Origin of the sequence: Actinoplanes sp. GCM10030250 (assembly GCF_042666575.1) — a bacterium.
In the GTDB taxonomy this organism is placed as follows: Bacteria; Actinomycetota; Actinomycetes; order Mycobacteriales; family Micromonosporaceae; genus Actinoplanes.
Genome location: NZ_JBHTDO010000003.1, coordinates 370,398 through 383,327 on the forward strand (window position 1 = coordinate 370,398; position 12,930 = coordinate 383,327).

Here is a 12,930-nt window from a genome sequence, read left to right on the forward strand (position 1 = left end):
ATCTCCCGCCGGGTCGCTTGGCTCGCCGTCGTGGACAGCCTCGTACGCCCGGACCGTTACCCCCGCTCGTCCCGATACGACCAGTCCTGGGTGCTGAGCCTGGACATGGGCCCGCACCCGCTGTGGCTCCTCGAGGACCTGATGCGAGACCTCGACCTGCGCCCCGGCATGCGGGTCCTCGACCTCGGCTCCGGCCGGGGCGCGACATCGGTGTTCCTGGCCCGGGAGTACGGCGTGAACGTCGTCGCCTCGGACTGGTGGGTTCCCGCCGAACAGGCCGCCGAGGTGTTCTCCGCGGCCGGCGTCGGTGACCGGGTGGAGGCGGTGCACGCGGAGGCGCACCAGCTGCCGTTCGAGGAGGAGTCGTTCGACGCGATCCTCAGCATCGACGCGTTCGAGTACTTCGGTACGGCGGACAGCTATCTGCCGTACCTCATGCGATTTCTCCGTCCGGGTGGGCAGCTCGGCATGGCGACCCCCGGCATGACCAGGGAGGTCCGTGAGCTCGGGTTCATCCCGCAGCACATCAGGGACGTCGTCGGCTGGGAGGCGCTCGCCTGGCACACGCCGCAGTGGTGGCGGTTCCAGTGGGAGATCACCGAGCTGGTGACGGTGACGTCGGCGCGGTTGCAGGAGGACGGCTGGCGGGACTGGCTGCTCTGGACCCGCGCCTGTCCCGAACCGTCCCAGTCGGTCATCGACATGTTGGAGAAGGACGCGGGTGAGCTGCTCGGCTTCACCCTGATCACCGCACGGAAGAACCGGTCGCCGGGCTAGTCGGACAGTGCCCACCGGCGGACGGTGTGGTCGGTGCTGCCGGTTAGCAGCGTCCGGCCGTCCGGCGTGAAGATCCCGGCCGTCACGTTGCCGGTGTGGCCGCTCAGCCGGCGGACGACCTGGCCGGTGGTGGTCTCGCGCAGCACGGCGACGTCGTCGCCGTTCTCCGGCATCGCGATGAGGCCACCGTCCGGGCTGAACGCCCACCACCACTCGCGGACGTCCTCCGGATCGGCGCCGCTGTCGAACCGATTGCCGGAGAGCATGTCGGCCACCACACGGCCGGTCCGCAGGTCCCACAACCGGACACCGGTCTCGATGGAGCCCTCCTCGGCGAAGCTGACCGCCGCCGCGGCGAGCCGTCCGTCGGCGCTGAACCTGACGATGCCCAGCTGATCCTGTGTGCCGGGGACGGTGAGACGCTGCTGGACCTTGCCCGTCAGCACGTCCCACAGGATTGCGCCTCCGCTCGTCCGCGCGGCCACGGTGCCGCCGCCGGGCGCGAAGACGAGGTCCCGGACCTCGGATTCGCCGGTGAGATCGCGCACCGGTTTCCCGGTTCGCGAGTTCCACAGGCGCACGGTCCGGCCGTCCGTGGCCGCCAACAGGTCACCCTTCGGGGCGAAGGCGACATCACCCACGTCGTCCGCCGAGACCGACAGCAGCCGATCCGCGGCGTGATTCCCCGGGTGGCGGAGCAGAAGCCGTTCGTCCTCGGCGCTGAATGCAGCGAACGATTTCCCGTCCGGCGCGAACACGAGGCCGGTGGTGGCACCCCGCAGAACGTCGACCTCGTCCACCCGCGCACCGGAGTCGGCGTCCCAGACCCTGGCGACTCCGCCGCCCGTCACCGTGGCGAGGAACCGCCCGTCGGACCCGTAGGAGATGGCTGTCGTCGCACCACCCGGATCCAGCGGCGCCACCCGCTCACCGGTGCCGGTCTGCCACAGTCCGGCATTGTTCCGGTCTTCACCGGCGAAGGCGACTGTCCGGCCGTCCGGCGCCACCGCCATGACGCCGATCCCGCCCCTGTCGGTGATCCGCATGAGTGGTTCGTGCCGGTCGGCATGCCAGGCCCCGACATGCCCGTTACCGGCGGCCACCACCGTATGCCCGTCCGCCGTCGTGACGATCTCGGCCACGTCTTCGTCGAGCCCGGTCAGCACGCCGGAGGAGTTCACTCGCGGCGTCTCGACAGCTACCGACCAGACCGCGAGGACAGCCGCACCGATCAGCGTGACGATGAGCGCCGGCTCGGTAGCCAGGCGCCACAGCTTCTGAACGACGGAACCACGATGCTCCGGATCGCCGAGGCCAGTCGGCGGTTCCTGGGTCGCCAGCCTCTCCTGCAGACGGACGTGCCGGAACTGGTAGACGCCGCCCGACCGGCGCAACAGATGCCGAGCACGCGCGTCCTCCAGGAAGGTCAGCAACCGGAAAGGCAGGCGTTGCTGGAGGGCAAGCGCGGATCGCAGAATCAGGAAGCGGGTCCAGGTCCGGGTCATCAGCAGGGTCACGCCGAAGCACAGCCCGGCCAGCAGGCTGAACAGAGCGAGCAGTTCCGGGTGGTTCTGATACCGATCCGGCGTTACGTCGTTCCACAGGTCGGCGGCGAGGAGGGTGAGGTCCGGCCGGCCCGGCTCACCGGGCCAGCCGGTCAGCGTCTGTGCGAGGAAACCGCACAGGACGACGAACAGGCCGGCCAGGGGAACACCGGCCGCAACCACGACAGCGGACAGAGCGGCACCTGCCAGCGCCGATGCACGGTCGTCGCGGAGCAGAACGAGCGGTTCGGCGTTCCGGGCCTGCTTCGGCGGATGGCTGACGCTGTCATGCGCCGCGACACCGATCCGCGCGACTGCCCAGGCGGCAAGCGCTGCGGCGACGGTGGCCGTGTAGGCGCTCACCCGGAAGTACGACCACCCCTGACCCGGAACGAGGAACAACAGGGGAACAGCGACTGCCATGGCGAACGCGAACGAGCCGGCCATCTCGGCGGCCCTGCTCCGTCCCGAGCCGAATCGGGGCATCGAGAACGCGAGCCGGCCGGGCGGATATGTCGTGCGCCCGAGCGCCATTCCCCCCAGGACGAGACACGCGAAGATCGCCGCCGACCAGGCGGGGGCGACATCCTGGAGGGGGACCGAGAAGAGCCGGATCAGCCAGTAGGAGGGCAGCGCGAAAGCGAGGCCGGCGGCAGCGATGCCGATCCATAAACTGGAACTCTCCTTCACCTGGTCGGACAGCTGCCACCAGATGAGATCGCGCGCCCTGGAGCCGTGCAGGTGGCGCGCCAGGTAGGTGAGGTAGCGGCGCTGCCGGTGCTCCGGGCACGCGGTCTCCACCAGCTTGTCAAGCAGGTGGTTCTCCAGGTCGTAGCGGCCATCGAAACCGAGCAGCTCGGCCGGATCAGTGCCTTCGTGGGCGTAGGTGGTGCGGGCGACGGCGACCATCAGCGGGCTGCGGAACGTCCCGGCGAGCGGGCCGTGCGGATCACGGCGCAGCTCGGCGAAGACCCGCTTCCAGCCGGGGTTGTCGCCGGCCGCGATGTAGTTCACCACGTCGTCGGCGTCGACCGGGCAGACCCGGACCGGGGCCGCCCGGCGCAGGACGGGTCCGCCACCGTCGACCACGTCGACGAACTCGGCGAGCCGGCAGGTGAGGACGACCGGGCGCTTGCCGCCGTTCGCTTTGTTGATGCCGCTGACCGCGATCGCCCGGGCCGCCTCCGGTATCTCGTCGAGACCGTCCAGGACGGGCAGCAGCAGCCCCTGGATCAGCAGGTCACGGGGAACCGTGGAGGTGCCGTCGTAGTAGGTGGCCGCGAGTGTCTTCGTGATCCAGGTTTCCAGCGAGACGCTCGTGGGGTCCCAGGACGAGAGCGACAGCAGCACCGGCACCGGCTCGCCGGAACCGCGGCGCTCGAGGAGCCCGAGGGTCAGCAGAAGCGCGATGACGGTCTTGCCGGCCCCCGGCTCGCCGAGCACGACGAGGCGCCCGTCCGGGATCGCCCGGTAGGCGGTGGCCAGGCTCCTCATCGCGGTGTCGAAGTCGCCGTCGAGCCGTCCGGGGCTGACCTTCACACCCGATCCGCCCACCAGATCGTCCGCGCCGTCCCAGGAGAGCGGCAGCACGCCGGAGCCGTGCAGATCGCGGGCGGCGGCCTCGGCGAGCCAGGTGGACCGCACCCGGCCGGCCAGGTCGTCCGCGACCGCTCCGATCGGTCCCGGTGGGCCCGGAGCCGACAGCTGGAGGACGGTCAGCAGGATGCTGACGGCGCCGAAGACCGCGCCGAGGGCACCCACCATCGAGTCCAGCTCGATGCCAGTGAGACCGGCGAGCAGGAAGCAGAGGACGAAGCCCGCCGCGGACAACAGGGCGATCCACCGGAGAAGGCGCTGTCGCGGCCAGCCTGAAAGCACCAGACCCACAGTAGAGACCCGCGCTCACGGTGCCATACAACGAACGGGTGATGAGAATGGACTCCTCAGATGGCGCGGTCGCGGCCGGACCAGTACGGGTCGCGCAGGAGGCGCTTGTAGAGCTTGCCGTTCGGGTCGCGCGGAAGCTCGGTGACGTAGTCGATGGTGCGGGGAAGCTTGAACTTCGCCAGGCGGGCGGCGAGGAACATGAGCAGGTCCTCGGTGAGCGGGGGGCCCGGGGTGGCGTGCGGGCCGGGCTGGACGACGGCTTTGATCTCCTCGCCCCACTCGTCGTGGGGGATGCCGAAGACGGCGGCGTCGGCGACGGCGGGGTGGACGGTGAGCTCGGCCTCGATCTCGGCGGGGTAGACGTTGACGCCGCCGGTGATGATGACGTCGCTCGCGCGGTCGCAGAGGTAGAGGTAGCCCTCGTCGTCGAGGTAGCCGATGTCGCCGACGGTGAACATGCGGTCCCGCCAGGAGGCCCGGGTCTTCTCGGCGTCGCCGTGATATTCGAAGGTGGCGTCGCCCATCTGGAGGTAGACCTGGCCGGGCTCGCCGGGCGGGGTGTCCTTGCCGTCGTCGTCGAGGACGCGGACGCGGGAGCCGGGCCAGGCGCGGCCGACCGAGCCGGGGCGCTGGAGCCACTCGGGGGCGGTGATCAGGGTGCCGCCGCCCTCGGAGGCGGCGTAGTACTCGATCACCACGGGGCCCCACCAGTCGAGCATGTCGCGTTTGACCGGCTGGGGGCACGGCGCGGCGCCGTGGATCATCGCGCGCATCGAGGTGACGTCGGAGGCGGCGCGGACGTCGGCGGGCAGTGCCAGCAGGCGGCGGAACTGGGTGGGGACCATGTGGCTGTGGGTGACGCGATGCCGGTCGACGAGGCGGAGGAACTGGGCGGCGTCCCAGTGGTCCATCACGACGACGGTGTGGCCGAACTGGATCGAGATGACGGCGAAGTTCATCACCGCCGTGTGGTAGAGCGGTGAGCAGCACAGATGCACGTGATCGTCGAAGGGGCGGAGGCCGAACAGCCCGAAGAACCAGAGCGAGACGGGTGGCACGTCGTCCGGGTCGAGGCCGAGCAGCGGGCGGCGCACCCCTTTGGGCCGGCCGGAGGTGCCGGAGGTGTAAACCATGAGCGCGCCGAGCGTACGGGAATCGGGTCTTCCTGATCCGCCCGCGCCGAGCGTGCTCAAAGGGGCGAAGCCCGGGATGTGGCCGACCGCGAAGCGGGAGGCGGCTGAGGAGCCGGCGGCCGGTGCGGCGCCGGCGAACCGCTCGTGGGCGATGAAGGCCCGCGCGCCGCTGTCGCTGACGATGTAGCCGAGCTCGGCGGCGGTCAAATGCCAGTTCAGGGGTACGACGTGCAGTCCGATCTGCGCGGCGGCGAAGTAGGCGGTGAGCATGTCCGCGCCGTTGGGCAGCAGCAGCGCCACCGTGTCGCCGGCACCGAGCCCGGCCTCGCGCAGGCCACGCGCGATGCGGTCGGCCTCGGAGGCCAGCTCGCCGTAGGTGATCGTCCGGCCGTCCGGATCGACGATGGCCGCGAGCTGGGGCGAATCCCGTGCGATGGTCCACATCCCGATGCCGGTCATGCCGAGACTCTATAACTCGTTCCATCTATCGAAAAGGCTCCGCAGTACGTGCTTGCCGTTCAATATTGGAACGTGTTTCACTCAACGGCGTGGAAGCTCCGATGACCATCGCCTTCGACTACACGCGCTCGCTCGGGCCCGTGCTGGGCCGGTTCATGGCGGGCCTGCGCGACCGCCGGGTGCTCGGCACGCCGACAGCGGATGGGCGCGTGCACGTGCCGCCGCTGGAGTACGACCCGGTCACCCACGCGCCGCTCACCGAGCTGGTCGAGGTCGGCAGCGGCGGCACGGTGGTCAGCTGGACGTGGACCGAAGAGCCGCGGGAGGGCCAGCCGCTGGACCGGCCGTTCGGGTGGGCACTGGTGCTGCTCGACGGGGCCGACACCCCCCTGCTGCACGCGGTCGACGCGGGCGCGAAGGCGAACCTGCGCACCGGCCTGCGGGTGCGGATCCGCTGGGCCGCGGAGCGCACGGGACACATCCGCGACATCGAGTGCTTCGAGCCGGGTTCGCCGGAACCCCATTCCGAGCGGGCCGGTGAGCCCGTGACGATCATGACGACGCCGATCCGGCTGCACTACCGGCACACCACCTCGGAGGAGGAGGACCGCTACCTGCGGGCCCTGGCCGAGGGGCGGCTGATCGGCCAGCGCTGCCCGGCCTGCCGGAAGGTGTACGTCCCCCCGCGCGTCTGCCCCGCCGACGGTGTGCCGACCGGCGAGGTGGTGGACCTGCCCGACCGCGGCACAGTGACGACGTTCTGCGTGGTGAACGTCCCGTTCGCGGGGCAGCGGCTGAACCCGCCCTATGCCGTCGCGCAAATCTTGCTGGACGGCGCGGACATCCCGATCTCGCACCTGGTCCTCGGCGTGGCAGCCGATCAGGTGCGGATGGGCCTGCGGGTGGCGGCGGTCTGGCGCGACCGGGAGCAGTGGTCCACGACACCGGAGAACATCGCGCACTTCGAGCCGGCCGGTGAGCCGGACGCACCCTACGAGTCGTACGCGGAGCACCTGTGAACGCCGTCGCCGTCATCGGCTTCGCCCAGTCCGATCAGTCGCTCACCACGAGCGGCGTGGAGACCCTGGTCCCGGTCTTCGAGCAGGCGCTGCGGCAGGCCGGGCTCGAGCGGCGCGACGTCGACTTCTGGTGCTCCGGTTCGTCGGACTACCTGGCCGGGCGGGCGTTCTCGTTCGTCAACGCGGTGGACGCGATAGGTGCCGTCCCGCCGATCAGCGAGTCGCACGTGGAGATGGACGCGGCGTGGGCGCTGTACGAGGCGTACCTCAAGATCCTCGCCGGAGAGGCGGAGACCGCCCTGGTGTACGGCTTCGGCAAGTCCACCGCCGGCGACCTGCACCGGATTCTCGCGCTCCAGCTCGACCCCTACACGGCAGCGCCGCTCTGGCCGGATTCGATCAGTGTGGCGGCGCTACAGGCCCGGTTGGCCCTGGACGCCGGAATGTTCACCGAGCGGGACATGGCGTCGGTGGCGGCCACGTCACACGGCGCCGAGGTCGACGACCTGCTTGCCCAGCCGTACCTCTCGGACCCGCTGCGTGAGCACGACGTCGCGCCGGTCAGCGACGGCGCGGCGGCGATCGTGCTGGCCGCCGGTGACCGCGCCCGGCGGCACCGCGACCGGCCCGCCTGGATCTCCGGGATCGCGCACCGCATCGATCCGCCGGGTCTCGGCGAGCGCGACCTGACCACGGTCCCGTCGGCGACCGCCGCCGCCCGCGACGCCGGCCTGGACGGCGACGTGCAGTCGGTCGTCCTGCACGCTCCCTTCACGCACCAGGAGTTGCTGCTGCGGGCCGCGCTGGACATTCCGGACAGCCGCGGCTTCGGCCCGGAGGCGATGTTCTCCGCGGGTCTGTCCAGGATCGGCGCTGCCGCCTCCTCCGTGATGTCCGGGAAATTCAGCAGGGTGGCCGGGCACGCCACCAGCGGACCCGCTTTGCAGCAGAACCTGATCTGTGTCCTGGAGGGCCGATGAGACGCGCCGCCGTTCTCGGAACCGGGCAGACCGAACACCGCACCCGGCGCACCGACGTCTCGATGGCCGGCCTGTGCCGGGAGGCGATCGACCGCGCGCTGGCCGACTCCGGAACCGACTGGGCGCAGATCGACGCGGTGGTCCTCGGCAAGGCGCCGGACCTGTTCGAGGGCGTGATGATGCCCGAACTGTTCCTGGCCGGCGCGATCGGCGCGGCCGGGAAGCCGCTGCTGCGGGTGCACACGGCCGGGTCGGTGGGCGGGGCGACGGCGCTGGTGGCCACCAGCCTGATCCGGGCCGGGGTGCACCGGCGGGTGCTGGCGGTGGCGTTCGAGAAGCAGTCCGAGTCGAACGCGATGTGGGCGCTGTCGATCCAGCCGCCGTTCACCGCGCCGATCGGTGCCGGTGCGGGCGGCTACTTCGCACCGCACATCCGCTCCTACATCAGGCGGTTCGGCGCGCCTGCGCACATCGGGGCGCTGGTGGCCGTGAAGGATCGGCGCAACGGTGCGCTCAACCCGTACGCCCACCTGCGCCAGCCGGAGATCTCCCTGGAGTCGGTGCAGGCGTCGCCGATGCTGTGGGACCCGGTTCGCTACGACGAGACCTGCCCGTCGTCCGACGGCGCCTGCGCTGTCGTGATCGGCGATCAGCAGGCCGCCGAGGGCAGCGACCGGCAGGTGGCGTGGATCCGGGCGACGGCCATGCGAACCGAGCCGACGTTCTTCGCCGGTAAGGACCACGTCAACCCCCGCGCCGGTGCCGAGGCCGCGCAGGCGCTCTGGTCGCTGGCCGGCGTCACCGACCCGCTGACCGAGATCGACGCGGCCGAGATCTACGTGCCCTTCTCCTGGTTCGAGCCGATGTGGCTGGAGAACCTCGGCTTCGTCGGGCCGGGACAGGGCTGGAAGCTCGTCGAGGCCGGCGAGACCCGGATCGGCGGTGCGCTGCCGGTGAACCCGTCCGGCGGGGTGCTCTGCTCCAACCCGATCGGCGCGTCCGGGCTGCTGCGGTTCGCCGAGGCGGCCATGCAGGTGATGGGACGGGCCGGCGAACACCAGGTGACCGGGGCCGGGACGGCGCTGGGGCACGCGTACGGCGGGGGATCTCAGTTCTTCTCCATGTGGGTGGTCGGGAGGCAGCCGTGAACATCAGTCGTCGCACCGTTCTGCGCCTAGGTTCGCTGGGAGCCGTGGCTCAGCTTCCGGCCCTGGCGGCTCCGTCGCTGCGGGGCCGCACGGCGGTGATCATCGGGAGCGGGTTCGGCGGTGCGGTCACGGCGTACCGGCTGGCGCAGGCCGGGATGGTGGTGACCGTTCTGGAACGCGGACGCCGCTGGACCGTCGACGGATCCGGGACGACGTTCTGCACGATCAGCAACCCCGACTGGCGGTGCGCCTGGTTCGGCGACAAGCCCCCGCTCGGCCTGGACACCAGCAAGACCATCGAGCGCCGTGCCGGGCTGATCCAGAAACACGTCGGCGACGGCATCCAGGTCATGTGCGGTGCCGGGGTGGGCGGCGGGTCGCTGGTGATCGGGTTGTTCATGCCCCAGCCGCGCCGGGCGGACTGGGAGAAGGTCTATCCGGCTGAACTGTCCTACACCGACTTCGAGAACACCTATTGGCCGCGCGCGCGGCAGAACCTGGGCACCGCGACCATTCCGGCCGACGTTCAAAACCATTCCCGGTACGCCGGAGCACGCGCCTGGCTCGAATATGTCGCGGAGTTCGGGCGGACTGCCGTACCGGTGCCGTTCGGGGTGAACTGGGACGTCATCCGCGCCGAACTCGAGGGCCGTGCGCCGGCCTGCCACACCATCGGCGAGGGACCGTTCGGCAGCAACTCCGGCGCGAAGAACAGCGTCGACCGCAACTATCTCGCCTGGGCGGAGGCGACCGGCAACGTCACCGTGATGCCGTTGCACGAGGTCACCGAGATCCGTGAGGTCTCCGGCCAGGAACGGTTCGAGGTGGCCTGCCGGCAGATCGACGAGCGGGGAACGGTCCTGGGGACAAAGACGCTGCCGTGCGAGTTCCTGTTCCTCGCCGCCGGGTCGCTGGGCAGCACGTCACTGCTGCTCACCTCGCGCGCCAAGGGCCGGCTGCCGCGGCTGACGAGCACCGAGGTGGGCAAGGGATGGGGCAACAACGGTGACTTCCTGGTGGCGCGACTCGCGCTGCGCAAGAACGTGGGGAGCGCGCAGGGCGGGCCGGGCAATGTCCGTTTCTACGATGACAGCAATCCGTACGCCCAAGCGTCCATGGCGTGGGAAGCCGCGCCCATCCCGTCCTGGCTGCCGTCGACCACCGCACACCTGATCACGAGCCTGGCCTCGGAGCGCGGCGAGATCCGGTACGACGCGGCCACCGGTGCCGGCAAGGTGTACTGGCCTTACGGGGAGATGGAGACGTCCTCGGACAAGGCGGGGCGGGACCTGGCCACCCGGCTGTGGTGGCAGACCGAGGGCAGCAAGGGGCACCTGCTCAGCGGGCTGCCGAGCTACGACCGGAACACCGGGATGGGTCTGGGGTCACGCAACACCTATCACCCGCTCGGCGGGCTCGTGATGGGCCGGGCCACCGACTTCGAGGGCCGGGTCGCCGGCTATCAGAACCTGTACTGCGTGGACGGTGCCCTGCTGCCCGGATCAGCCGCCCTGGCCAATCCGTCACTGACCATCACCGCCAACGCGGAACGGTGCATGGACCGTTTTCTCGCATCGCACACGACGTGATCCGGGCCGGTTGGCTCACCCGTACCGAAGAAGGCTTGTCAATGGTTTGAATGGTCACCCGGAATGCTGCACGACGGGGATCCGCACGCCGCCAGTTCTACATAGGATCGGCTCTCATCGAAGATTGACACGGGGAGATCGATCTTGCGCAGAATCAACTATGCCGCCGGGGTGCTCAGTTCGGCCCTGGTGGTGTCACTCGCCGCTGTTCCGGGGCCGGCGCAGGCCCGCGACGGTAACGACATCGACGCCCGCAAGCGCCAGGTGGCTGCCGCCGGCGGGACGAAAGCCGCACCCGGCAGCCGGGAAGCCGCGGCCGGAGAGGCCACCCGCGGCACGCAGGCGCTCGCGGGCGACACGGTTCGCCTGGTGGTGGGCTTCAAGGACGGCGTGACCACGAGCGCGGCGGCGAACAGCCTGCGCGGCGCGGGGGTGAACAGCCTGCGCGGCGCGGGGGTTAACGGCACCGCGAGCGCGCAGCTGGCGAAACTCGGCGCCCGGACGGTGACGGTGCCCCGCGCGAACAGCACGGCCGTCGCGGCCGAGCTGCGGTCCGACACCGCGGTCGCCTACGTCGAGGAGGACGCGGTCATGCGGGCCGCCGTCGACCCGAACGACCCGTTCTACCCGGACCAGACCGAGCTTCCGCAGATCACCGTGCCGCAGGCGTGGGACACCACCACCGGCTCGGAGATCACCGTCGCCGTCGTCGACACCGGGGTCAGCGAGATCGGCGACCTGGCCGGGGCGGTCCTGGACGGCCGGGACCTGGTCAACGACGACTACGACGCCTCCGACGACCATGGCCACGGCACCGCGGTCTCCTCGCTGATCGCGGCGCGGGGCAACAACGGCGCGGGCATTGCGGGCGTCTGCTGGTCCTGCAAGATCCTGCCGGTGAAGGTGCTGAACTCGGAAGGCAGTGGCCACTCCACCACTACGGCGGCGGGCATCGTCTGGGCCGCCGACCAGGGTGCGAAAATCATCAACGCGTCACTCGGCGGGTATGGCAGCAACACCGTCCAGGCCGACGCTGTGGCGTACGCGCAGTCCCGGGGCGCCATCGTCGTCGCGGCCGCGGGCAACGAGGCGGTCGGCAGCAAGCACTATCCGGCGGCGTACAACGGGGTCGTGGCGGTCGGCGGCACCGACACCAGCAGCGACTGGTTCGTCGGCTACGACCCGGGGAGCGGCACCTTCTACGGCTCCAACTACGGGCCGGACTGGGTGGACGTGGCGGCGCCCTGGTGCACGTACGCGCTCGACCTCGCCACCGCCGGCTACGACTATTTCTGTGGCACCTCGGCCGCGACACCGCTGGTGTCGGGGACCCTGGCCCTGATGAAGTCGAGGCAGCCGGGAGCTCGCAACGCGGCACTGCTCTACAGCCTCACCCGCACGGCGAAAGCGACACCGACCGGGGACTTCACCCAGTGGGGCGAGATCCGGGCGGCGCAGGCGGTCAACTCGACGGACGCGAGCAACCCGCGCGTGACCGGGGCGAGTCCGGGGCACGGTGCCCGGTTCCGCGGAGCGGTCACGGTGACCGCTACCGGGGTGTCGGACGCGGGCTCGGGAGTCAGCCACGTGGAGCTCTGGGCCAACGGGCGGTACGTGGGGCGGGACTACTCGGCGCCGTACGCGGTGCGTTACAACAGCGGCAAGTCCAACGGGTCGGTCCGGTTCGTGGTGCGGGCCGTGGATCGGGCGGGGAACTGGGCTGACTACACCCGATACATGATCGCTGACAACAAGGCGCCTGGGGTTTCGTTCAGCAAGGCGCCGAAGAACAAGGCGAAAGTTAAGGGTACGGTCACGATCAAGGCGGGTGCCGGTGATGCCAGCGGGATCGCGCGGGTGGAGTTGCTGGTCAACGGCAAGGTGGTGGCTCGGGATTACAAGGCGGGCTACGCGTTCAAGCTGAAGGTCAGCAAGTACGCGAAGAAGCTCAAGGTCCAACTGCGAGCGGTCGACAAGGTGGGTAACACCAAGACCGTCACCCGTAACTGGAAGCGCTGAGTTCTCCCGGAGCGGCCCGGTTTCGCCGGGCCGCTCCTCCGCGCCCGCTCCCTTCCCCGGCGCCGCCGCCGTGCCGCCCTCCACTGCGTGCCGCCCTCCACCGCGGCGCCGCGTCCTTCCTCCGCGGCGCGCCGCGCCCCTCCGCCGCCGCGCACTCCGCCGTTGGCCTTCCGAGGCGGCGCGCTTTCCGCGAGCTGGGACGGTTTTGGGGCAGGGATGGCCATGCAGGGCGGTCAGGCTTGATCCCTGCATGGACCATCCCTGCCCCAAAACCTTGCCTGGTCGCTGTGGATGCCGCGACTAGCGGGACAGCGGACTCGACAGGGTGGGTGAGCGCGCGTTCAACTCCAGCGTGCGCGGCTTTGTACGCCGGAC

At 70.5% G+C, this 12,930-nt stretch carries 8 protein-coding genes; 6 read left to right on the top strand and 2 right to left on the bottom strand.

Translation table 11 applies throughout. From position 1 onward, the window contains the following. Nucleotides 1-30: 30 nt before the first annotated feature. On the top strand, nt 31-777 hold the full coding sequence (locus ACFQV6_RS07375) for an SAM-dependent methyltransferase (RefSeq protein ID WP_378026579.1): 747 nt from the start codon (nt 31-33) through the stop codon (nt 775-777). Here the strand turns inward: ACFQV6_RS07375 and ACFQV6_RS07380 are convergent. Both ACFQV6_RS07380 and ACFQV6_RS07385 read right to left on the bottom strand, forming a co-directional pair. Then, nucleotides 774-4,199: a hypothetical protein gene (locus ACFQV6_RS07380; RefSeq protein WP_378026580.1), complete on the bottom strand. Its 3,426-nt coding sequence runs from the start codon at nt 4,197-4,199 to the stop codon at nt 774-776. The two genes, ACFQV6_RS07375 and ACFQV6_RS07380, sit on opposite strands and share 4 nt — an antisense overlap. A gap of 65 nt (nt 4,200-4,264) precedes the next feature. Then, on the bottom strand, nt 4,265-5,800 hold the full coding sequence (locus ACFQV6_RS07385; RefSeq protein WP_378026581.1) for an acyl-CoA synthetase: 1,536 nt from the start codon (nt 5,798-5,800) through the stop codon (nt 4,265-4,267). A gap of 101 nt (nt 5,801-5,901) precedes the next feature. Between ACFQV6_RS07385 and ACFQV6_RS07390 the strand changes: the two genes are divergently transcribed. From ACFQV6_RS07390 to ACFQV6_RS07410, 5 genes are all read left to right on the top strand, one after another. Beyond that, the gene (locus tag ACFQV6_RS07390; RefSeq protein ID WP_378026691.1) at nt 5,902-6,819 is read left to right on the top strand and encodes a Zn-ribbon domain-containing OB-fold protein; all 918 of its coding nucleotides are present in this window, start codon (nt 5,902-5,904) and stop codon (nt 6,817-6,819) included. Beyond that, nucleotides 6,816-7,799 carry a thiolase domain-containing protein gene (locus ACFQV6_RS07395; RefSeq protein ID WP_378026582.1) on the top strand — a complete coding sequence of 328 codons (984 nt, stop codon included), beginning with the start codon at nt 6,816-6,818 and terminating at the stop codon, nt 7,797-7,799. Before ACFQV6_RS07390 ends, ACFQV6_RS07395 begins: the two co-directional genes overlap by 4 nt. After that, nucleotides 7,796-8,947, top strand: a complete 1,152-nt coding sequence (locus ACFQV6_RS07400) for a thiolase domain-containing protein (protein ID WP_378026583.1) — start codon at nt 7,796-7,798, stop codon at nt 8,945-8,947. Before ACFQV6_RS07395 ends, ACFQV6_RS07400 begins: the two co-directional genes overlap by 4 nt. Then, nucleotides 8,944-10,536, top strand: a complete 1,593-nt coding sequence (locus ACFQV6_RS07405; RefSeq protein WP_378026584.1) for a GMC oxidoreductase — start codon at nt 8,944-8,946, stop codon at nt 10,534-10,536. The genes ACFQV6_RS07400 and ACFQV6_RS07405 overlap by 4 nt, the downstream gene beginning before the upstream one ends. Nucleotides 10,537-10,680: 144 nt before the next feature. Further along, nucleotides 10,681-12,555 (top strand): S8 family serine peptidase, encoded by a 1,875-nt coding sequence (locus tag ACFQV6_RS07410; protein ID WP_378026585.1) that lies wholly within the window; start codon nt 10,681-10,683, stop codon nt 12,553-12,555. The last annotated feature ends 375 nt before the right edge of the window (nt 12,556-12,930 follow it).